At 71.7% G+C, this 21,051-nt stretch carries 17 protein-coding genes and 1 pseudogene; 14 read left to right on the top strand and 4 right to left on the bottom strand.

Annotation, left to right across the window (positions count from 1 at the left end):
- Together IEZ15_RS12060 and IEZ15_RS12055 are read left to right on the top strand one after the other, a co-directional pair.
- Positions 1 to 532, top strand: a pseudogene (locus IEZ15_RS12060) (hypothetical protein); the annotation flags it as partial.
- Positions 532 to 1,260 (top strand): tetratricopeptide repeat protein, encoded by a 729-nt coding sequence (locus tag IEZ15_RS12055; RefSeq protein ID WP_189276415.1) that lies wholly within the window; start codon positions 532 to 534, stop codon positions 1,258 to 1,260. The pseudogene IEZ15_RS12060 and the gene IEZ15_RS12055, both read left to right, overlap by 1 nt.
- A gap of 58 nt (positions 1,261 to 1,318) precedes the next feature.
- Here the strand turns inward: IEZ15_RS12055 and IEZ15_RS12050 are convergent, their stop codons facing one another.
- Entirely contained in the window at positions 1,319 to 2,596 is a 1,278-nt protein-coding gene (locus IEZ15_RS12050) for a DUF1015 family protein (RefSeq protein WP_114243793.1), read from the bottom strand.
- A 71-nt stretch (positions 2,597 to 2,667) separates the two neighbouring features.
- On the opposite strand from IEZ15_RS12050, the gene IEZ15_RS12045 reads away from it, so the two are divergent.
- Together IEZ15_RS12045 and IEZ15_RS12040 are read left to right on the top strand one after the other, a co-directional pair.
- Entirely contained in the window at positions 2,668 to 3,696 is a 1,029-nt protein-coding gene (locus IEZ15_RS12045) for an HAD hydrolase-like protein (RefSeq protein ID WP_114243792.1), read from the top strand.
- A gap of 178 nt (positions 3,697 to 3,874) precedes the next feature.
- Entirely contained in the window at positions 3,875 to 4,705 is an 831-nt protein-coding gene (locus tag IEZ15_RS12040; RefSeq protein WP_189276412.1) for an ABC transporter ATP-binding protein, read from the top strand.
- A gap of 58 nt (positions 4,706 to 4,763) precedes the next feature.
- Here the strand turns inward: IEZ15_RS12040 and IEZ15_RS12035 are convergent, their stop codons facing one another.
- A complete protein-coding gene (locus IEZ15_RS12035) occupies positions 4,764 to 5,111 on the bottom strand; it encodes an SCP2 sterol-binding domain-containing protein (protein WP_189276411.1) in 348 nt (115 codons plus the stop codon).
- A gap of 43 nt (positions 5,112 to 5,154) precedes the next feature.
- Between IEZ15_RS12035 and IEZ15_RS12030 the strand changes: the two genes are divergently transcribed.
- The 6 genes from IEZ15_RS12030 to IEZ15_RS12005 all read left to right on the top strand — a co-directional run bounded on the left by IEZ15_RS12030 (position 5,155) and on the right by IEZ15_RS12005 (position 11,268).
- The gene (locus IEZ15_RS12030) at positions 5,155 to 5,505 is read left to right on the top strand and encodes a hypothetical protein (protein WP_229845843.1); all 351 of its coding nucleotides are present in this window, start codon (positions 5,155 to 5,157) and stop codon (positions 5,503 to 5,505) included.
- 7 nt (positions 5,506 to 5,512) lie between these two features.
- Positions 5,513 to 6,328 carry a TlyA family RNA methyltransferase gene (locus tag IEZ15_RS12025; RefSeq protein ID WP_114243789.1) on the top strand — a complete coding sequence of 272 codons (816 nt, stop codon included), beginning with the start codon at positions 5,513 to 5,515 and terminating at the stop codon, positions 6,326 to 6,328.
- Positions 6,325 to 7,230 (top strand): NAD kinase, encoded by a 906-nt coding sequence (locus IEZ15_RS12020; RefSeq protein WP_114243788.1) that lies wholly within the window; start codon positions 6,325 to 6,327, stop codon positions 7,228 to 7,230. The genes IEZ15_RS12025 and IEZ15_RS12020 overlap by 4 nt, the downstream gene beginning before the upstream one ends.
- A gap of 108 nt (positions 7,231 to 7,338) precedes the next feature.
- Positions 7,339 to 9,084: a DNA repair protein RecN gene (recN, locus tag IEZ15_RS12015; RefSeq protein WP_189276409.1), complete on the top strand. Its 1,746-nt coding sequence runs from the start codon at positions 7,339 to 7,341 to the stop codon at positions 9,082 to 9,084.
- 134 nt (positions 9,085 to 9,218) lie between these two features.
- On the top strand, positions 9,219 to 10,028 hold the full coding sequence (locus IEZ15_RS12010; protein WP_189276408.1) for a hypothetical protein: 810 nt from the start codon (positions 9,219 to 9,221) through the stop codon (positions 10,026 to 10,028).
- Positions 10,029 to 10,158: 130 nt separating this feature from the next.
- Entirely contained in the window at positions 10,159 to 11,268 is a 1,110-nt protein-coding gene (locus IEZ15_RS12005; protein WP_189276407.1) for a glycosyltransferase family 4 protein, read from the top strand.
- Positions 11,269 to 11,295: 27 nt separating this feature from the next.
- Here the strand turns inward: IEZ15_RS12005 and IEZ15_RS12000 are convergent, their stop codons facing one another.
- Positions 11,296 to 12,921: a PucR family transcriptional regulator gene (locus IEZ15_RS12000; protein WP_189276406.1), complete on the bottom strand. Its 1,626-nt coding sequence runs from the start codon at positions 12,919 to 12,921 to the stop codon at positions 11,296 to 11,298.
- Positions 12,922 to 13,178: 257 nt separating this feature from the next.
- Here IEZ15_RS12000 and IEZ15_RS11995 point away from each other — a divergent pair, with 257 nt between their 5' ends.
- Positions 13,179 to 14,072 carry a sulfurtransferase gene (locus IEZ15_RS11995; RefSeq protein ID WP_229845842.1) on the top strand — a complete coding sequence of 298 codons (894 nt, stop codon included), beginning with the start codon at positions 13,179 to 13,181 and terminating at the stop codon, positions 14,070 to 14,072.
- 55 nt (positions 14,073 to 14,127) lie between these two features.
- On the opposite strand, the gene IEZ15_RS11990 is transcribed toward IEZ15_RS11995, so the two are convergent.
- Positions 14,128 to 15,930, bottom strand: coding sequence for a glycoside hydrolase family 15 protein (locus tag IEZ15_RS11990; RefSeq protein ID WP_114248912.1), 1,803 nt, complete (start codon positions 15,928 to 15,930; stop codon positions 14,128 to 14,130).
- A gap of 406 nt (positions 15,931 to 16,336) precedes the next feature.
- Between IEZ15_RS11990 and pyrG the strand changes: the two genes are divergently transcribed.
- From pyrG to IEZ15_RS11975, 3 genes are all read left to right on the top strand, one after another.
- Entirely contained in the window at positions 16,337 to 18,022 is a 1,686-nt protein-coding gene (gene pyrG, locus IEZ15_RS11985; protein ID WP_114243783.1) for a CTP synthase, read from the top strand.
- A gap of 89 nt (positions 18,023 to 18,111) precedes the next feature.
- On the top strand, positions 18,112 to 18,738 hold the full coding sequence (locus IEZ15_RS11980; RefSeq protein ID WP_189276405.1) for an NUDIX domain-containing protein: 627 nt from the start codon (positions 18,112 to 18,114) through the stop codon (positions 18,736 to 18,738).
- Positions 18,739 to 18,987: 249 nt separating this feature from the next.
- Positions 18,988 to 21,051 (top strand): tetratricopeptide repeat protein, encoded by a 2,064-nt coding sequence (locus IEZ15_RS11975; RefSeq protein ID WP_189276404.1) that lies wholly within the window; start codon positions 18,988 to 18,990, stop codon positions 21,049 to 21,051.

The raw sequence follows: 21,051 nt of genomic DNA, 5'->3' as shown, positions 1-21,051 counted from the left end.
CCCCGCCGTGATGACGACAGCCGTGGTGGCGGGTTCCGTCGGGACGACAGCCGAGGCGGGGGCTCCGGCGGTGGTTTCCGTCGGGACGACCGGCGGGATGACCGTCCGGGTGGGTTCCGTCGTGATGACAGCCGGGGTGGTGCCGGTGGTGGTTTCCGGCGCGACGACCGTGACCGGGATCGTGACCGTGGTCCGCGCCGGGACGATGACCGTGGTGGCTACCGTGGTCCGCGTCGTGATGACGACCGTGGTGGGCGTCCTGCGGGTGGGTTCGAGCGGCGTGATGACCGGCCGCGTGGCCCCCGCCGTGATGACGACAGCCGTGGTGGCGGGTTCCGTCGGGACGACAGCCGAGGCGGGGGTTACCGCGGGCAGCGGGACGACCGTGGTGGCCGGGGTGGTTACCGCGGTCGTGACGACCGTGGTGGGTACGAGCGGCGTGATGACCGGGACCGTGAGCCCATCAAGCGGCTTCCGATTCCTGACGACGTCACCGGTGACGAGATCGACAAGGACGTGCGGCAGGAGCTGATGAGCCTGCCGAAGACCCTGGCCGAGGATGTGGCCAGGAACCTTGTGATGGTGGCCCGGCTGATCGACGAGGACCCTGAGCAGGCGTACGCGTACGCGCGGATCGCGTTGCGGCTGGCCTCGCGGGTTGCTGCTGTGCGTGAGGCGGCCGGGTTTGCCGCGTACGCGACGCAGAAGTACTCGGAGGCACTGGCGGAGTTCCGGGCGGCCAAGCGGATGACCGGCTCCGTGGAGCTGTGGCCCGTCATGGCCGACTGCGAGCGTGGACTCGGGCGGCCCGAGCGGGCGATGGCCATGGCCGGCGAGCCCGAGGTGCAGAAGCTGGACAAGGCGGGTCAGGTCGAGATGCGTCTGGTGGCTGCCGGGGCCCGTAGGGACATGGGGCAGATCGATGCCGCCATCGTCACGCTGCAGAGCTCCGAGCTCGCCTCGAACGCCGTGCACCCGTGGACTCCGCGGCTGCGCTATGCGTACGCGGACGCGCTGCTGGCGGCGGGGCGCGAGGACGAGGCGCGTGAGTGGTTCGGGAAGGCGCTGGAGGCCGACAAGGACGGCGCCACCGATGCCTCGGACCGGCTTGCCGAGCTGGACGGTGTCGAGTTCGTCGATGCCCTCGGTGAGGACGAGGACGAGGACGACGCCGCTCCGGCGTCGGCCGACGCTGCGGATGCCGACAAGAGCGACGGCAAGGACGAGGACGAGGACGAGGACGGTACGTCCGAGTCGTAAGGCATGAGTAAGGGCGGCACTCCGGAAGGGGTGCCGCCCTTTTTTGTTGCTGTGGGCGTCAGTCGAGGGTGAGGCTTCGCAGGACCAGGCCGGTGGCCGGCTTGGGGCCGAAGGAAGTCGACTTGCGGGGCATGGTGACGCCCTGTCGGGCGAGATCCCGGACGACTTCCTCACGTACCGGATGCATCAGGACCGCCGTGGCGTTGTGACGTTCGGCCTGTTCGACGACGGCCGCGGTGTCGTGTATGTACGCGATGTGTTCCGGGGCGTCGGGGATCTCCCAGACGTGGTCGAGCAGAGCCGCGTGCAGGACCGTCGCGTCGAGGGTCTGCCAGGCGGTCGGACGGTCGGCCGGAATCGTTCGGGACAGCAAGCCGGCGTCGGGACGGTCGATGAGGTGGAAGCCGCCGTCGCCCGCGAGCAGGAATGCGTTGCCTTCGGCGGCCGCTTCGGCGAGTGCGTCCAAGGCCCGGGGGAGCGGGCCCTCCATGTCGCGGATGCGGAAGAGGCCGTTCAGCGCGGCGAGTGCGTCGGCGACCGGGAAGCGGTGCAGCAACCGGTGGATGGCGCGGACCCGGAGCGGGTAGCGGGCCGTGTCGACGAGGAGGACCAGGCCGAAGTCCCAGGGGCCGGGAGCTGTGTGCTCCTGCTGGAGGCGGAGATAGGTGGCCCAGCGGTGGTGGCCGTCGGCGATCAGGGCCTGGTGGTGGGCGAGATCGGCCTCGATCTCGGCCCGGTCGGCCGGGTGGGTGACCGCCCAGAGCCGGTGGCTGTAGCCGTCCTCGGTGGTGGTGGAGAGGAGCGGCGGCCGGTGGATGGTCCGTTCGATGACGGCGGTCGCGCCGGTCGGGTGGCCTTCGCTGCGGTAGGTGAGCAGCAGCGGTTCGAGATGGGCCGCAGTGGTGCGCATCAGGTTGGCCCGGTCCTCGACGACATGGGCCATCACGTCCTCGTGCGGCAGCACGATGCCGTCGGCGGGGGAGGAGAGTGCCAGCGCGCCGACGATGCCGCGTTGCAGGATCTCGGCGTCGCTCTGCTCGTAGACGTACAGCGCGGGCTCGGGATCGGGAGCGAGTATGCCCTCGGCCAGCCAGCGGTTCAGGGTCTCGGCAGCCTGCGTGTGGCGGGCAGCGGCCGTGTCGGCCTGCGGCAGGATCAGCCGGACGATGTTGTGCGGATCCGCCGACTCCAGATGGTGCAGACCGTCGGGGCGCACGACGACGTCGTACGGCGGCGAGGTCACCGCGGCAAGACTGCCGACCCGCTCGGGGACGTATCGCAGTCCACGGAACGGAATCAGACGCAGTCCCTGCCCGGCCGGACCTGATGTGTTCATTTCTGCATCGTATGTGTGCGGCCGGGATGCGCGATGATCGGGACAGAAGCATGGAATGAGGAGCGCAAAGAATGAGTCAGGCGAGCAGGACCAGGCCGAGCGGCAGCAGCACCGCGTTGAACGAGGCGTACGACACGGCGCTGCTCGATCTCGACGGGGTGGTGTACGCGGGCGGTCATGCGATCGTCCACGCCGTCGAGTCGCTGGGAGCGGCGCGGGATGGTGGGATGCACCTGGCTTATGTGACGAACAATGCCCTGCGGCCCCCGGCCGCGGTGGCCGAGCATCTGACCGAAATCGGGGTTCCCGCCGAGCCCGCCGATGTGATCACTTCGGCGCAGGCGGTGGCCAGGCTGATGGCCGATCAGCTGCCGCCCGGGGCGCGGGTGCTGGTGGTGGGTGGCGAGGGGCTGCGCGTCGCACTGCGGGAGCGCGGTCTGGTGCCGGTGGAATCGGCTGACGACGAGCCGGTCGCGGTGGCGCAGGGGTACGGCGGGCCCGACATGACGTGGGGTCGGTTCGCCGAGGCCGCGTACGCGATTGCGCGGGGGGTGCCGTGGTTCGCGTCCAACACGGATCTGACGATTCCCAGTGCCCGGGGGATCGCGCCCGGGAACGGTGCGGCGGTGGAGGTCGTACGGATCGCGACCGGGGCCGAGCCGCAGGTCGCCGGGAAGCCGTTGCCTCCGATGCACCGGGAGACGGTGCTGCGGACCGGGGCCGAGCGCCCGCTGGTGGTCGGGGACCGGCTGGACACGGACATCGAGGGCGCGTTCAACGGCGGTGTGGACTCGCTGCTGGTGCTCACCGGGGTGACGGACGCGGCGCAGTTGGTGGCCGCCGAACCGAAGCACCGGCCGACGTACGTGGACGCGGATCTGCGGGGGCTGCTGACCGGGCAGCCCGAGGTGGTGCGGGCGGGCGACGGGTTCGGCTGCGGTGGCTGGACGGCGTCGGTGCGCGGTGGCGACCTGGTGCTCGAAGGGGACGGGGATGTGCTCGACGGGCTGCGGGCGCTCTGCGGGGCGGCGTGGTCGTACGCCGGAGACGGCTCGTGCGGGCTGGACGCGGGGAAGGCGGTCGCCAGGCTGGGGCTGTGAAGGGCGACTCCCGGCGATTCGAGCCAAAAGGAGGGTAGGCTAACCTAACTTTGTTCTGCTCGGTGTGCGGCCGTCCGGATGGCCGACCCGCCGGGCGACCGGGCCTCGGCCGCGGCCTCTGCTCGTGGCGAGGGGCGAACCCGCGCACCCGATCACCTCCGACTCCGGGAGTACGACCATGCAGCGCCTCACCGCGGACTCGGTGACCCTCGGCTACGACCAGCGGGTCATTGCGGAGAATCTCTCGGTCGAGATCCCCGACAACTCGTTCACGGTGATCGTCGGCCCCAACGCCTGTGGGAAGTCGACCCTGTTGCGCGCGCTCTCGCGGATGCTGAAGCCGAACAGCGGGCGGGTACTCCTGGACGGGCGGACGATCCACGGAACGCCGGCCAAGAAGGTGGCCAAGACGCTCGGACTGCTGCCGCAGTCCTCCATCGCGCCGGACGGCATCACCGTCGCCGACCTCGTCGGGCGCGGCCGGTATCCGCACCAGGGGCTGTTGCGCCAGTGGTCGCCGGACGACGAACGCATTGTCGAGGAATCGATGGCGGCCACCGGAGTCGATGCGCTTGCCGATCGCTATGTCGATGAATTGTCCGGCGGGCAGCGGCAGCGTGTCTGGATAGCCATGGCGCTCGCCCAGCAGACACCGCTGCTGCTGCTCGACGAGCCGACGACGTACCTCGACATCCAGCACCAGATCGATGTTCTCGACCTCTGTGCGGAGCTGCACGAGACGCAGGGGCGCACCCTGGTGGCCGTCCTGCACGATCTGAATCATGCCGCGCGGTACGCCACGCACCTCATCGCGATGCGGGAAGGCGAGGTGATCGCCGAGGGGACACCCGGTCAGGTCGTCACCGCGGAGTTGGTGGAGCGGGTCTTCGGGCTGCGCTGCCAGGTCATCGACGACCCGGAGACCGGGACGCCGTTGGTGGTGCCGGCCGCGCGCAAGCCGCGGAGCGGCGCGGTGGGCGTGCAGGGCAGGCCGGCTGCAGGGGGCTGACCGGACGGGGCCTGCCCTCAGTGGCGGGACCGGCCGGGAAAGCGGACCCGCCCCGCGGCTACAGCAGCGACCTGAGTCTCAGCAGGTCGCGGAAGCCGGCCTCCAGGCGGACCCGGCCCGCGCCCCATGCCCTGGCGAAGTTCATTTCGCCGTTCACCATGGCCACCAGGTCGTCGCCGGTCATCGCGAGCCGGATCTCGGCCTTCTCCCCGGGCGGGCCGTCGACCGTGTCCAGGACCTGGATCCGGCCGTTGGCCAGCCGGCCGGTGAAGGTGATGTCCAGGTCCTTGATGTGACAGCTCAGCGAGCGGTCGAGGGCAGCCGCGCTGCGCACGTCGCCGTCGGCCCTCGCGAGGTTGTCGGAAAGTTTCTCGAGTGCGCTGCGGCACTCCGCCATGGTCGCCATCGTGACCGACGGTACCGCAGCCCTTCGCGGTAGCGTTTCCCGCATGAGCGACTCGATGCCGGGGTTCGGGACGGCAGCCGGAACAGCGCCCGGAGCGACACCCGTGGCCGTGGCGGAAGATGCGTCCGGCGAGGGCGCGGCCCCGGCCGCCGCCACTCCTGTCGACCCCGCCGCACCCGCGCCCCTCGGTGTCGTGCGCACCCCCACCGGCAACGCCGAGGTCGACACACGGCTGGAGCGTCTCGCCGATGCGGACCACCTCCCGGCGGACGGACACATCGAGGTGTACGAGGATGTACACGGTGGGCTGCGCGAAGCGCTGACCGCGCTGGACGCCAGGACCGCACCCGCACCGGTACCCGCACCGATGCCCTCCTACAACAACAGGAGCTGAACCGAACGTGGCAGGAGTGGCACGTCGCCGCCTCGACGCCGAGCTGGTACGCCGTAAGCTCGCCCGCTCGCGCGAGCATGCGAGCCAGCTGATCGCCGCAGGGCGGGTGACCGTCGGCGGAAACACCGCGACCAAACCCGCCACCCAGGTCGAGACCAGCGCCGCTGTCGTCGTGATCAAGGACGACAGCGACCCCGAGTACGTCTCGCGCGGCGGGCACAAGCTCGCCGGCGCCCTCGCCGCCTTCGTACCCCTCGGGCTGAAGGTCGAGGGGCGGCGGGCGCTGGACGCCGGGGCGTCGACCGGTGGCTTCACCGACGTACTGCTGCGGGCCGGCGCCGGTCATGTCGTCGCCGTCGACGTCGGCTACGGGCAGCTTGCCTGGTCGCTCCAGTCCGATGAGCGCGTCACCGTCAAGGACCGTACCAACGTACGGGAGTTGACGCTGGAAGCCATCGACGGGAAGCCGGTGGACCTGGTCGTCGGCGATCTGTCGTTCATCCCGCTGGGGCTGGTCCTGCCCGCTCTGGCGCGCTGCGCCGCCCCGGACGCGGACCTGGTCCTCATGGTCAAGCCGCAGTTCGAGGTCGGCAAGGAGCGGCTCGGCAGCGGTGGCGTGGTGCGCAGCCCCGAGCTGCGGGCCGAAGCGGTACGGGAGGTGGCGCGCCGGGCCTGGGCGCTGGGTCTCGGAGTGCAGGGGGTGACGGCGAGTCCACTGCCGGGGCCCTCGGGAAATGTCGAGTACTTTCTGTGGCTGCGGGCCGGAGCACCTGAGCTGGATCCCGCAGATGTCGACCGTGCAGTGGCGGAGGGGCCTCGTTGACGACGAATGCGGCACGAACTGTCTTTCTTTTGACACACACCGGCCGCCCGGCCGCGATCCGCAGCGCCGAGCTGGTCGTACAGGGACTGCTGCGCAGTGGCCTCGGTGTACGGGTGCTGGCCACCGAGGCGGCCGATCTCCCGCTGCCGCCGTCCGTCGAGACGGTCACGGACACCACACCCAAGGCCGTGGACGGCTGTGAGCTGCTGATCGTGCTCGGCGGGGACGGGACGCTGCTGCGCGGCGCCGAACTCTCCCGCGCCTCCGGGGTGCCGATGCTCGGCGTCAACCTCGGCCGGGTCGGCTTCCTCGCCGAGGCCGAGCGGGACGACCTGGACAAGGTCGTCGACCGGGTCGTCACCCGGGCGTACCAGGTCGAGGAACGGATGACGCTCGACGTCGTCGTGCACAGCAACGGCGACATCGTCCACACCGACTGGGCGCTCAACGAAGCGGCCGTGCAGAAGGTGTCGCCCGAGCGGATGCTGGAGGTGGTCCTGGAGATCGACGGCCGGCCGGTGACCGGGTTCGGCTGCGACGGGATCGTCTGCGCGACCCCGACCGGATCGACCGCCTACGCCTTCTCGGCGGGCGGGCCCGTCGTCTGGCCCGAGGTCGAGGCGCTGCTGATGGTGCCGATCAGCGCCCATGCACTTTTCGCCAAGCCACTGGTGACCTCGCCGACCTCGGTGCTCGCCGTCGAGGTCCAGCAGCACACCCCGCACGGAGTGCTGTGGTGCGACGGGCGCAGGACCGTGGAGCTGCCCGCGGGGGCGCGGGTCGAGGTGCGGCGCGGTGCGGTGCCCGTACGGCTCGCCCGGCTGCACCACGCCTCGTTCACGGACCGGCTGGTGGCGAAGTTCGCACTGCCCGTCTCGGGGTGGCGGGGCGCGCCGCACTGACCGGCGGACATTCCCCCGGAGGCGGTGCGAATGCTTCAGGAGCACACGGGAGAGTGAACCCCGGGGGGCGGGGCCCGTCGCACATCGGGGCCCGGACCTCGTAAGGTCATGTCCGTGTTGGAGGAGATGCGGATACGGTCGCTCGGAGTCATCGACGACGCGGTGGTGGAGCTGTCACCCGGGTTCACCGCGGTGACGGGCGAGACCGGCGCGGGCAAGACCATGGTCGTCACCAGCCTGGGGCTGCTGCTCGGCGGGCGCGCCGACCCCGCCCTGGTGCGGATCGGCGCCAAGGTCGCGGTTGTCGAGGGACGGATCACGGTGTCCGCCGGTGACGCGGCCGCGGTACGGGCCGAGGAGGCCGGGGCCGAAATCGACGAGGGTGCGCTGCTGATCAGCCGTACCGTTTCCGCGGAAGGGCGCTCGCGCGCCCATCTCGGCGGACGGTCCGTGCCGGTGGGCGTACTCACCGAACTCGCCGACGAACTCGTCGCCGTGCACGGCCAGACCGACCAGCAGGGGCTGCTCAAGCCCGCGCGGCAGCGGCAGGCCCTCGACCGGTACGCGGGCGACGGTGTCGCCGTGCCGCACGCCGAGTACGCGGCGGCCTACCGGCGGCTGCGGGCTGTTGTCACACAGCTCGACGAGCTGACGACGCGTGCCCGCGAACGCGCCCAGGAAGCGGATCTGCTGCGCTTCGGACTGGGCGAGATCGCTGCGGTCGAACCACTCGCGGGTGAGGACGGCGACCTGGCCGCCGAGGCCGAGCGACTTGGCCATGCCGAGGCGCTCGCTTCCGCGGCGGCCCTCGCACACACCGCGCTCGCGGGCAACCCGGAGGACCCGGAGGGCGTCGACGCGACGACCGTGGTCGCGGCCGCCGGACGGTCCCTGGACGCCGTGCGGTCCCACGATCCGGCGCTGGCCGCGCTCGCCGACCGGATCGGCGAGATCTCGATCCTGCTCGCCGATGTGGCGGGGGAACTGGCCGGGTACGCCGACCGGCTGGACGCCGATCCGCTGCGGCTCGCCGCGGTGGAGGAGCGGCGAGCCGCGCTCACCGGACTCACCCGTAAGTACGGCGAAGACATCACCGCCGTACTCGCCTGGGCCGAGGAAGGAGCCGCCCGGCTCACCGAGCTGGAGGGCGACGACGACCGCATCGGCGAGCTGACGGCGGAGCGCGATGCTCTGCGCGCCGAACTCTCGGGCCTCGGGCAGGCGTTGACCGATGCGCGTACGGGGGCGGCGGAGCGCTTCGCCGAGGCGGTGACCGCGGAGCTGGCATCCCTCGCCATGCCGCACGCCCGGGTCTCCTTCGACATCCGGCAGACCGAGGCGGCGGACGAGGCATCCGGCATCGAGATCGGCGGGCGGAGTGTGGTCTACGGGCCGACCGGCGCCGACGAGGTCGAGCTTCTGCTGGCCCCGCACCCCGGTGCCCAGCCGCGGCCGATCGCCAAGGGGGCGTCGGGCGGTGAGCTGTCCCGGGTGATGCTCGCCGTCGAGGTGGTGTTCGCCGGCTCCGATCCCGTACCCACGTACCTCTTCGACGAGGTCGACGCGGGCGTCGGCGGCAAGGCGGCCGTCGAGGTCGGGCGGCGGCTGGCGAAGCTCGCCAGGTCCGCGCAGGTGGTCGTCGTCACGCACCTGCCGCAGGTGGCGGCCTTCGCGGACCGGCAGTTGCTGGTCGAGAAGACGGTCGACGGGTCGGTGACCAGCAGCGGGGTCACGGTCCTGGAGGGCGAGGACCGGGTGCGGGAGCTGTCCCGGATGCTCGCGGGGCAGGAGGACTCGCAGACGGCCCGGGCCCATGCGGAGGAGCTGCTGGCCGCGGCGCGGGCAAACGGGTAGCGGGGGCTTCGCGGCCGTCGGGCGCGTGTTCGTGCTCGGTCTCCGGGCGGGCTTGTCATTCGAGTCCGCCCGGAGACGTGCGGACGCAGCGGCCCGCCGGACGGTCCTGCGGGCCGCTGCGTAGCCTGGCCCGCATGGGAGCAACGTTCGGCAAAGCCGCAGTGTCCGGTGCCGTCGCAGCCGCCGTCGCGCGGGGTGCGTACCGGGCGCTGCGGGCCCGGCCGCGCAGGCACTGGCAGCGAACCAACTATGCGGGCCGTACCGTCGATCTGTACGCGGGCCCGGCGGTCGCCCTCGGCGCCGCAGTCGGAACCGCCGTTCTCCCACTGCCTGCGCGCACCCGGTACGCCGCCGTGCTCGCCGTGCTCGCGGCCGGCGGCTGCGGTGCCTACGACGACCTCGTCGGTGCGGACGATCCGCGCCGCGGGTTTTGTGCCCACCTGGGTGCGCTGCGGGACGGCGAGGTGACCAGTGGCGCGGTGAAGCTCTTCGGGATCGGGGCTGCCGGGCTCGCGGCCGGTGCGCTGCTCAAGGAGCGGCCCGCCGACCGGGTCCTCGCCGGCGTCGTGATCGCCGGAAGTGCGCATCTCGTCAATCTCATGGATGTACGGCCCGCCGTGGCCGCCGCCACCGTGCTCGCCCTCGGGGCCCCGGGCCTGCCGGGCGCACTCGCCGCCGCGCCCATGGGAGCCGCGGCAGCCCTCGTCGCCGACGACCTGGGTGAGCGCACCATGATCGGGGACACCGGGGCCCACGCCCTGGGCGCCGCACTCGGTGTGGCCATCGTCGCGGGCCGCGGCCGGGCCGGGCTCGTCGCCCATGCGGCGGGGCTTGTCGCGGCGACGGTGTACGGGGACCGGGTCAGCCGATTCGCCCAGATGCTGTCGGACCGCCGGCAGGGTCCACGGACGCGGCAACATCGCGCCGCCTTCTCACCCGTGTGAGTGGTGCGTCACGGCCGGTTGCTGTTGTATGCGGCGGGACGGCGGCTCGACTGTGCCGGAACGTGCGTACGGACTGGCATCCTTGGCGGTGCCATCACCGCCCACTCGGGAGCCCCGGGAGCCATTCAACGTGTCACAGCTGCGTACGGTCCAAGTCCTGGGCGGCGGCAGCGCGGGCAGCAGCGCCCACGTCAGCTCGCTGGCAGCAGGGCTGGTGGCGAGAGGCGTGCACGTCACCGTCTGTGCCCCGGCCGAACTGGACCACGCCTACGATTTCTCCGGTACGGGTGCCCGGTTCGCTCCCGTACCGCGACGCAGTGATCCCGCCGCCGTCGCCGCGCTGCGTACCGCCTGCCTGACGGCGGACGTGGTCCACGCGCACGGTCTGCACGCTGCCGTGCGCGCCGCTCTTGCGCTCGGCGGCCGCCGTATCCCGCTGGTCGTCACCTGGCACGCTCGCGCCCACGCTGAGGGCGCCCGCAGCCGGCTGTTACATCTGATGGAGCGAAGAGCCGCCCGTGCGGCGGCAGTTGTGCTCGGTACGACATCGGACCTGGTCGACCGGGCGCGGCACCGAGGAGCGCGAGATGCCCGGCTCTCGCCGGTCTCCGCCCCCGTACCGCGCGTGCCCACCGGTGTCCACGAAGACAAGGCGCGAGCCGAACTCGGTGTGGTGGAACGGCCGCTGATCATGTCGTACGGGAGTCTCGTACCGCATCACGGGTACGGCATGCTGCTGGACGCCGCACGGGTATGGCGCGAAATCGACCCCGTACCACTGCTGATCATCGTGGGGGAGGGGCGGGAGCGGGCCGCTCTGCAGCGCCGGATCAGGAACGAGGAACTGCCCGTCCGGCTCATCGGCAGCCGCGACGACATCGCGGAACTTCTCGCCGCCGCCGATCTGGCCGTGCTGTCCAGCCGGTGGGAGGCGCGCTCGGTGCTGGCCCAGGAGGCGCTGCGGCTCGGTGTTCCGCTGGTCGCCACCGCGGTCGGAGGGGTGCCCGAACTCGTGGGGGACGGGGCGGAGCTCGTACCGTACGGGAACGCGGAGGCGCTCGCGCGGGCGGTGGTCAGGCTGCTCGGCGATCCGGAGCGGCGCGCGGAGCTGGTGGCCGCAGGGCGTGTGCAGGCCGCGAGTTGGCCGACGGAGGACGACACGGTCGCTCAAGTTCTCAGCATCTACGACGAGTTGACGAAGCCGTTGGCGGTGGCGCGGACGCGGACGCGGACGCGGTGAGAGGCTGCTCGTCGGACGGGTACGGAGCTACGAAGTGTGACGGCGGGCCCGGAGGGCCAGGCTCAGCGCCAGGACCGCCTGGGGGTCGTCCAGGTCGGTGCCGAGCAGCTCACCGATGCGGGCCAGCCGGTTGTACAGCGTCTGACGGTTCAGATGCAGTTCGCGCGCCGTCTCCGCCTTGCGGCCCGCGTGGGCCAGATACGTCTCCAGCGTCGGCAGCAGCGGAGGGCGAGAGGTGCGGTCGTGATCGCGCAGCGGACCGATCGCCCGGTCCACGAACGCCGCCAGGTCCGGATGGTCGCGCAGCCGCCACAGCAGCAGATCGATGTCCAGACGCCGGGCGTCGTACCAGGGCCGGTCGCTGAGACCGTGCGCGGCCGTCGCCGTCTCCGCGGCGTGCCGCAGCCCCGCACCGGCCGCCGCCCAGCCGCCCGCCACGCCCACCACCACGACCGGCGGATACGATCCTGCACGCTCCAGACCGGCCCGCTCCACACCCGCCCGCAGCGCCGCCGCGACCCGGTCCGCGACCGCCGTGCGCTCCGTCTCGGACCGTAGCCCCAGCAGCACCGGAACCCGGCCCTCCACGGGCCGCACACCGAGCAGCACCGGCACACCCACCGACGAGAGCTCCTCCAGCACCGCCCGCGCCAGCAGTGCCCAGTTCCCCGAAACGGACAGCTCGGGGGCCAGCCGCATGACCACCGGCAGCAGCGGCATCTCACCCGGTTTGAAGCCCAGTACGCGGGCTTGCGCCGGCGCGTCCTCCGGAGTGATCCGGCCCTCGGCGAGATCCGTCAGGAAGTCGCCCCGGCCGCGCGCGGCGAGCTCCTCCTCCTGGCGGGCCTGCATCAGCACGACGGCGAGGATGCCGGCCGCCCGCTCCGCCGCCATCCGGTGCACCGTCACCAGCGGGCCGGCCACGGCCAGCAGTACCAGCCTGGCCCGAACCGAACCGGTTCCAGGGCCGCCGCCCGGCACATCCACCAGCACCGAACCGGTGGGCGGCGTCTCACGGGCCGCCCGGTCGCCGCGCATCCCGTCCCACACCTGGAGCGGATCGGCGGACACCGGGCCGGACCCGGGGCCCGCCGCGTACACCAGCTGGCCGTCCGCCGTCTCCAGGAACACCGGGTTGGCCGTGAAGTCCGCCAGGATGCCCAGCACCTGAGGCACCCCGCCGCCGCCGAGCAGCGCCTCCGTACACCGCCGGTGCACGTCCTCGGCCTGCCGCAGCAGCGCGTAGTGACCGTTGACGATCTCGGTGTGGATCTCCTCGGTCACCGTTACGAACGGCACCTCGCGGTGCAGCTGCACCAGCGGCAGACCGGCCGCGCGGGCGGCGTCCACGATCGATGCGGGCAGCCTGCTGAAGCGCGGTCCGAGCTCCACCACCAGGGCGGCGATCTGGCGGTCGGCGAGCCTTCGGACGAAGGCGCGCTGCTCGGCGGGGCGGGTGCCGAGCCCCAGACCGGTCGTGAGCAGCAGCTCACCGCCCTTGAGCAGCGAAGCGATGTTCGGGACCTCGCCCGCGTGCACCCAGCGCACCGTACGGTTCAGCCGGTCCGCACCGGCCACCACCTCCGGAAGCCCGCTGCGCAGCCCCGGCAGCTCAAGGGCTCGCTGCACGGTGATTCCGCCTTGGGTCTCCACTGGCTCTGGCCTCGCGCTTCCACTCGGGTCGGGCGGACAGTCGCCCTGATTCAGGAAGGTACCGGCCCCGGGCGCCGGAGGCGTCGTCGGGGAGCCGTCGGGGGAGTCCGCCGACCGGGGGCAGCGGCATCGATCAGCCACTTTCGGGATGCCCGGGGGCATGGAACCGCTGTTGACACGGGTCGAGGGCCGCTGCGATCTTGTGACCGCCGCGCGGTTCGGGCCGAGTGGCCCTCGTACCCGGACCTGGAGCAGACGTGGACGACGACACATCGGCGTACTCAGGCCGGGAAGGCCTTGCGGGCCCCCTTCCCGGCCCGTTGGTCGGGGCCGACTGGCTCGCGGCGCGGCTGGGCGAGCGCGGGCCGGTGGTCCTCGATGCCTCGGTGGGCGCGCACCGGGGCTCCGAGCAGCGGATTCCGGGAGCGCGGCCCTTCGACATCGACGGGGCACTGTCCGACCACTCCGGACCGCTGCCCCACACGCTGCCCGACGCCGACCGGTTCACCGAGGAGCTGCGCTCCCTGGGCGTCGACGACACCGACACCGTCGTCGTCTACGACGCTGCGGGTATCTACTCCAGCGCGCGTGCCTGGTGGATGCTGCGAGCGATGGGCTTCGACCGGGCCGCGGTGCTCGACGGTGGCCTGCCCGCCTGGACCGACGCCGGACTGCCGCTGGAGGACGCCGGGCCCGCGCCTGCCGTGGCGCGTGGCGACTTCACAGCTCGGCCGCGAGCGGGGCTGGTCGTCGGCAGCGACGAGGTGGTGGCGGCCCTGGCCGACCCCGCCGCGGCCGTCTTCGACGCCCGCTCCAGGGAGCGGTTCTCCGGCGCGGCCGCCGAGCCACGACCGGGCCTGCGCGCCGGCCATATGCCGGGGGCGGTCAATCTGCCCTTCGGCGAGATCCAGCGCGACGGCCGGATGCGCCCGGTGGAGGAGCTGCGCGCCGCGTTCGCCGCCCTCGCAGGGGAGCGGGAGCGGCTGTTCTTCAGTTGCGGATCGGGCGTCACCGCCTGCGTGCTGACGCTGGGGGCCGAGCTGGCGGGGTACCGGGAGCTGGCCGTGTACGACGGGTCCTGGAGCGAGTGGGGGCTGCCTTCGGGGCTGCCCGTCGTGACCGGAGCGGAGAGCGGGGGACCACTGCGATGATGCCGCTCGCCGCAGGGGGCGGGCCCGGCACAGGCCACCCGCCCCCTCCCCGAGGTCAGCCGACGTACGCCCCGCTCGCCGTCAGGCGCAGTGCCGTGTCGATCAGCGGCACATGGCTGAACGCCTGGGGGAAGTTCCCCACCTGGCGCTGCAGCCGGGGGTCCCACTCCTCCGCCAGCAGGCCCAGATCGTTGCGCAGGGACAGCAGCCGCTCGAAGAGCTGGCGTGCCTCGTCGACCCGGCCGATCATCGCCAGGTCGTCCGCCAGCCAGAACGAGCAGGCCAGGAACGCGCCCTCGTCGCCCTCCAGGCCGTCGACGCCCGCGTCCTCGCCCTTGGTGGGGTAGCGCAGCACGAAGCCGTCCTCCGTGGACAGCTCGCGCTGGATCGCCTCGATCGTGCCGATCACGCGCTTGTCGTCCGGCGGCAGGAATCCCATCTGGGGGATCAGCAGGAGGGAGGCGTCCAGCTCCTGCGACCCGTAGGACTGGGTGAAGGTGTTGCGCTCCTTGTCGTAGCCCCGGTCGCAGACATCGCGGTGGATTTCGTCCCGCAGTTCCCGCAGCCGCTCCAGCGGCCCTTCCGCGTCCCCGGACTCGATCAGCTTGATGGTGCGGTCGACGGCGACCCAGGCCATCACCTTCGAGTGGACGAAGTGGCGGCGCGGGCCGCGCACCTCCCAGATGCCCTCGTCCGGCTCGTCCCAGTGCTTCTCCAGGTACTCGATCAGCTTGAGCTGGAGGCCCGTGGCGTAGTCGTTGCGGGTCAGGCCCGTCATATGGGCGAGGTGCAGCGCCTCGGTGACCTCGCCGTACACGTCCAGCTGGAGCTGGCCCGCTGCGCCGTTGCCGACCCGGACGGGGCCGGAGTTCTCGTAACCGGGCAGCCAGTCCAGCTCGGCCTCACCCAGCTCGCGCTCGCCCGCGATGCCGTACATGATCTGCAGGTTCTCCGGGTCGCCGGCGACCGCCCGCAGCAGCCACTCGCGCCAGGCGCGGGCCTCCTCGCGGTAGCCGGTGCGCAGCAGCGAGGAGAGGGTGATCGCGGCGTCACGCAGCCAGGTGTAGCGGTAGTCCCAGTTCCGGGAGCCGCCGATGTCCTCGGGCAGGGAGGTGGTCGGCGCGGCGACGATGCCGCCGGTCGGCGCGTACGTCAGGGCCTTGAGGGTGATCAGGGAGCGGACCACGGCCTCGCGGTAGGGCCCGTGGTACGTGCACTGCTCGACCCATTCACGCCAGAAGTCCGCGGTCGCGTCCAGCGAACTCTCCGGGTCCGGAAGACCGGGCGGCTCGTGGTGCGAAGGCTGCCAGCTGATCGTGAACGCGATCCGGTCCCCGGGCGCGACCGTGAAATCGGAGTACGTCGTCAGGTTCTCGCCAAAGGTGTCGGCGGGGGTGTCCAGCCAGACGGAGTCAGGGCCGGCGACGGCGACCGTGCGGCCGTCGACCTTGTGCACCCACGGTGTGACCCGCCCGTAGCTGAACCGCATCCGCAGCTCGGAGCGCATCGGCACCCGGCCGCTGATCCCTTCCACGATCCGGATCACCTGCGGTGCACCGTCACGAGGCGGCATGAAATCGGTCACTCTGACCGTTCCGCGTGGTGTGTCCCATTCCGATTCCAGGATGAGGGAGTCCCCGCGGTAGCGGCGGCGGTCCGCGGACGGCGGCTTTGCCCCGTCCTCCCGTGCCGGTCCCAGGCGCCAGAAGCCGTGCTCCTCGGTACCCAGTAGTCCCGCGAAAATAGCGTGTGAATCGAAGCGGGGAAGGCACAGCCAGTCCACTGTGCCGTCCCGGCAGACCAGGGCGGCGGTCTGCATGTCTCCGATGAGTGCGTAATCCTCGATGCGCCCGGCCACGTGCATCTCCAGTCGAACGGCCATGTCGCCCCGTGGGGCATTACTGCGGGTAATGCGGTCGTCGCAAGGGGGCGTTGTGGGGGAACCTGCGAGCTCGGTACCTCGCCCGGAGCGAGTGTCCGAGCAGGATACGACGCACCCGGATGATCTGCGCGACGGTCTCAGCAAAGCGTCTGAGCCGAACGGGTGCGGCGGGAGGGGCCGACGTTGATCTTGTGCGGCCGGTGTGCGGGGTGTGGCCGGAAGCAGGCTCCCTTTGTCGCTGATACCCTGGTAGCCCGTGGACCGGTGGTCGTTCGCAACAGCAGACGAGGCCCCCGAACCGCAGCGACGGCACCTCCGGAATCTCCGGACGGCAACGCCGGTACGCACCTCACGATCGCGACCACGGGAGCCCCCTTTGGCTATGCAGCCCACATCCACGACGACCAAGCACATCTTCGTCACCGGGGGTGTCGCCTCTTCCCTCGGCAAGGGTCTGACTGCCTCCAGCCTCGGTGCCCTGCTCAAGGCGCGCGGCCTTCGGGTCACCATGCAGAAGCTCGACCCGTATCTGAACGTCGACCCGGGCACGATGAACCCCTTCCAGCACGGTGAGGTGTTCGTCACCAACGACGGCGCCGAGACCGACCTGGACATCGGCCACTACGAGCGCTTCCTCGACGTCGACCTCGACGGGTCCGCCAACGTCACCACCGGCCAGGTCTACTCGCAGGTGATCGCCAAGGAGCGGCGCGGTGAGTACCTCGGTGACACCGTGCAGGTCATCCCTCACATCACCAACGAGATCAAGCACCGCATCCGCCGCATGGCCACCGACGACGTCGACGTCGTCATCACCGAGGTCGGCGGCACGGTCGGTGACATCGAGTCGCTGCCGTTCCTGGAGACCGTCCGCCAGGTCCGCCACGAGGTCGGCCGGGACAACGTCTTCGTCGTGCACATCTCGCTGCTGCCCTACATCGGCCCGTCCGGCGAGCTCAAGACCAAGCCGACCCAGCACTCCGTCGCCGCGCTGCGCAACATCGGCATCCAGCCCGACGCCATCGTGCTGCGCGCCGACCGTGACGTACCGACCGCCATCAAGCGCAAGATCTCGCTGATGTGCGACGTCGACGAGGCCGCCGTGGTGGCCTGCGTGGACGCCAAGTCGATCTACGACATCCCGAAGGTGCTGCACACCGAGGGCCTGGACGCCTACGTCGTGCGCAAGCTCGACCTGCCGTTCCGCGACGTCGACTGGACCACCTGGGACGACCTGCTGGACCGCGTCCACAACCCCGACCACGAGGTCACCGTCGCGCTCGTCGGCAAGTACATCGACCTGCCCGACGCCTACCTCTCGGTCACCGAGGCCATCCGGGCCGGCGGCTTCGCGAACAAGGCCCGGGTCAAGGTCAAGTGGGTCGCCTCCGACGACTGCAAGACCCCGGCCGGCGCCGCCAGGCAGCTCTCCGACGTCGACGCGATCTGCGTGCCCGGCGGGTTCGGCGACCGCGGTGTCAACGGCAAGATCGGCGCCATCCAGTACGCCCGTGAGAACAAGGTGCCGCTGCTCGGCCTCTGCCTCGGTCTGCAGTGCATCGTGATCGAGGCGGCGCGCAACCTCGCCGAGATCCCCGACGCCAACTCCACCGAGTTCGACGCCGCCACCTCGCACCCCGTCATCTCGACGATGGAGGAGCAGCTGGCGTACGTCGAGGGCGCGGGCGACCTGGGCGGCACCATGCGGCTCGGCCTGTACCCGGCGAAGCTCGCCGAGGGCTCGCTGGTCCGTGAGGCGTACGACGACCAGCCGTACGTGGAGGAGCGCCACCGCCACCGCTACGAGGTCAACAACGCCTACCGCGCCGAGCTGGAGAAGAAGGCCGGCCTGGTCTTCTCCGGCACCTCCCCGGACAACAAGCTCGTCGAGTACGTCGAGTACCCGCGCGAGATCCACCCCTACCTGGTCGCCACCCAGGCGCACCCGGAGCTCCGCTCCCGCCCGACCCGCCCGCACCCGCTCTTCGCGGGCCTGGTGAAGGCGGCCGTCGAGCGCAAGACGGGTGCCGGGGCCGGTGGCAAGCAGGGCACCACGTCGGGCAAGTAGTCCGGCGGTACGCAGGCATTAACGTTGACCGGGGTACGGATCCACTGAGGATGCGTGCCCCGGTTTCTGTTTTCCGTGGGAGGACGTAGATGGGTTTCCAGGACACGCCCGAGGAGTGGCAGGTCACCGCGACCGAGACGCCCTTCACCGGCAACAAGACCAGCGTCCGCACCGATGAAGTGGTGATGCCCGACGGCACGGTCGTACGCCGCGACTACCAGGTCCACCCGGGCTCGGTCGCCGTGCTCGCACTCGACGAGGAGGGCCGGGTCGTCGTGCTGCGGCAGTACCGCCACCCGGTGCGCCACAAGCTCTGGGAGATCCCGGCGGGACTGCTCGACATCCCCGGTGAGAACCCGCTGCACGCTGCCCAGCGAGAGCTCTACGAGGAGGCGTACGTCAAGGCCGAGGACTGGCGGGTGCTGACCGACGTCTACACCACGCCGGGCGGCTGCGACGAAGCCGTACGGATCTTCCTGGCCCGGAATCTCTCCGAGGCCGACGGGGAGCGCTTCGCGGTCTCCGAGGAGGAGGCCGACATGGAGCTGGCCCGGGTGCCGCTCCAGGAGCTGGTGCGAGGGGTGCTCGCCGGGGATCTGCACAACAACTGCCTCGTGGTGGGCGTCCTTTCGCTCGCGACGGTGCTCGCCGGTGACGGGATCGAGTCGCTGCGTCCGGCCGAGGCGCCGTGGCCGGCCCGCCCGTTCGAGGCCTGAGGGTCGACGGTCTGACGGTTCGTGAGGATCGTTCGAGGTCCCGCGTTCGCAGGGATCGGATCGAGGTCCAACAGCCCGTAGGCGCCGCTGAACGGTTCATCGACGTCCTCCGATCGGAAAAGATGCTGATCCGATCGGGGGACCTCTGTGCCGTGCTCCACGGAATTCGTCCACACGCCTGAACTACGCTCGGAATGCCCTGACCGGAGTCCCGGTGGGCAACGCGTGCAGCGAAGTGGAGCGTGGCCCGTGACGGATCAGGCGGTGGACACCAGCGGCCCGGCCAAGGCAGCGGGAACCGAGGAGCCGTCCGGCGCCGTCCCACCCCAATTCTTCGGCCGCGACCGCGAGTTGAAGGCGCTGCGAGCCGACATCGAGCGGGCCGGACTGGACACCCTGGCCGGCCGCAAGGCCGCCCGCGCCAGGGTCCTGCTGATCGCCGGACGCCCCGGCTCCGGACGCACCGCGCTCGCCGGCGAGCTCACTCGCCTGCTGCTCTCCACCGGCAATCACCCCGACGGCCTGCTCCGGGCCCGGCTCACCGACCCCGGCGGCGAACCCGTCCCCACCGAGCGCACCGCCCGCAGGCTGCTCGACCAGCTGGGTGTGACGGGACCGCCCGGCGCGGACGGGGACGAGCTCTCCGAAATGGTCCGTGAGGCGCTCGCCGGGCGCCGCGTCCTGCTGCTCCTCGACGACGCCGTGGATGCGGAACAGGTCGACCCGCTGCTGCCGGACGACCCCGACTGCCTTGTCGTCGCCACCTCCGAGGGCCCGCTGACCGGTATCCCCGGTGTCCGCCCCTGCACCATCGGCGGCCTGGACCCCGGCTCCGCCGTCCGGCTGCTCGCCCGCATTATCGGCCAGGTCAGGATCACCGTCGACCCGCGGACCGCCGAGACCCTCACCGAGGAGTGCGCCGGCCTGCCGGCCGCCCTGGTCATGGTCGGCGGCTGGCTCGCCGCCCACCCCATGGCGTCGGTCGCCGATGTCACCAAACAGCTGCGCGAGCTGCCGGAAGACACGGAGCAGTCCACCGGCGCCCGCCCGCTGGCGCGCGCCTTCCGGCTGGTCCATGACTCCCTGCCGCCGACCGCCGCCCGGATACTGCGACTGCTCGCGCTCGCCCCTGCCGGCCTCGCCGACGCCCACACGGCCTCCGCCCTGGCCGGCTGCTCCGTCTCCGCAGCCCAGACGACCCTCGACGACTTCGTGGCCCTGGGACTGCTGCGCACCAACGGGGCGGACCAGCCGCAGTACGAGGTGCCCGGCTGCCTCGCTCCGCTGCTGCGGGCGCTGCTGGAGGACAGGGACCGGCCGACGGAGATCCAGCTCGCCAGGGCCCGGATGCTGGAGCGGACCGTCCGGCTGCTGCAATCCTGCCGTGCGGTCACCGACCCCGAGGGTTCCCCGCCGCGCCGCAAGCTCGCCGGGCTGCCGCGCTCGCTGCGTTTCCCCACCCCCGATGCTGCCGCCGAATGGCTGCGGATCCGCCGTCCCGCCCTGCTGGCCTCGGCCAGGCTCGCCGTCGAGGACGGTGAACTCGACACTCTGGCAAGGAGGTTGGTGGCCGCACTGGTGCGGGCGCTGGCCGTGCACCAGGGCACCGAGGCGGCCGCGCCCGAGCTGTACGGACTGCACGGTCTGGTTCTGGCAGTCGCCGAGCGGCGCGAGCTGCCGCGCGAACGGGCCGCCGCACTGCTCAACCTCGCCGACCTCGATGCCAAGACCGGCCGTACGCAGGAGGCGCTGACCCGCTACCGGGCCGCGCTGGACGCCGGACGGGCCGCGAAGGATCCGTATGCCACCGGCCGTGCGATGGAATCCGTAGGCGGTGCCTACGCCGAGCTGGGGGACTTCCAGCGGGCCTCCGACTGGTACGGCCGGGCGTTGGCGCAGCGGCTCACCCAGGGCGAGCGGGCCGACGAGGCGCGGCTGTACGGGCGGCTCGGCACCGTCCACACCTATGCCGGCCGGTACGGCGAGGCGCTGCGGAACTGGCGGGCCGCCGCGGCCGGGTACCGCAGGCTCGGCGATGTGCCGGCCCAGGCGCGGGCGCTGAGCGAGGCGGCCCGGGTGCAGGAGTACGCGGGCCGGCCGCAGGAGTCGCTGCACACCTGTCAGGAGGCCGTCGAGTGGGCCAGGCGGGCCGGGGACGTACGGCTGCAGGCGGCGCTGGAGCTGCGGCTGGCCGACACGCTCGACCGGCTGGGCGACCCGGCTGCGGCCCGGTTGCACCGGGGCCTGGCCGACAGATTGCTGGGCGAGGAGAGTGCGGCCTACGAAATCCGTAGTGCGGTGAGTGAAAGTTAA

This window comes from Streptomyces atratus, assembly GCF_014648655.1.
Lineage (GTDB): Bacteria > Actinomycetota > Actinomycetes > Streptomycetales > Streptomycetaceae > Streptomyces > Streptomyces atratus.
The sequence above is the reverse complement of the archived record's forward strand: the minus strand, read 5'-3'. Positions and strand labels throughout refer to the sequence as shown.

Bases quoted from the DNA above. Each gene is read 5' to 3' on its own strand.
- IEZ15_RS12055 (WP_189276415.1), top strand. From the start codon at position 532: ATGAGCCTGCCGAAGACCCTGGCCGAGGATGTGGCCAGGAACCTTGTG.
- IEZ15_RS12050 (WP_114243793.1), bottom strand. From the start codon at position 2,596: ATGAACACATCAGGTCCGGCCGGGCAGGGACTGCGTCTGATTCCGTTC.
- IEZ15_RS12045 (WP_114243792.1), top strand. From the start codon at position 2,668: ATGAGTCAGGCGAGCAGGACCAGGCCGAGCGGCAGCAGCACCGCGTTG.
- IEZ15_RS12040 (WP_189276412.1), top strand. From the start codon at position 3,875: ATGCAGCGCCTCACCGCGGACTCGGTGACCCTCGGCTACGACCAGCGG.
- IEZ15_RS12035 (WP_189276411.1), bottom strand. From the start codon at position 5,111: ATGGCGACCATGGCGGAGTGCCGCAGCGCACTCGAGAAACTTTCCGAC.
- IEZ15_RS12030 (WP_229845843.1), top strand. From the start codon at position 5,155: ATGAGCGACTCGATGCCGGGGTTCGGGACGGCAGCCGGAACAGCGCCC.
- recN (WP_189276409.1), top strand. From the start codon at position 7,339: ATGTCCGTGTTGGAGGAGATGCGGATACGGTCGCTCGGAGTCATCGAC.
- IEZ15_RS12010 (WP_189276408.1), top strand. From the start codon at position 9,219: ATGGGAGCAACGTTCGGCAAAGCCGCAGTGTCCGGTGCCGTCGCAGCC.
- pyrG (WP_114243783.1), top strand. From the start codon at position 16,337: ATGCAGCCCACATCCACGACGACCAAGCACATCTTCGTCACCGGGGGT.
- IEZ15_RS11980 (WP_189276405.1), top strand. From the start codon at position 18,112: ATGGGTTTCCAGGACACGCCCGAGGAGTGGCAGGTCACCGCGACCGAG.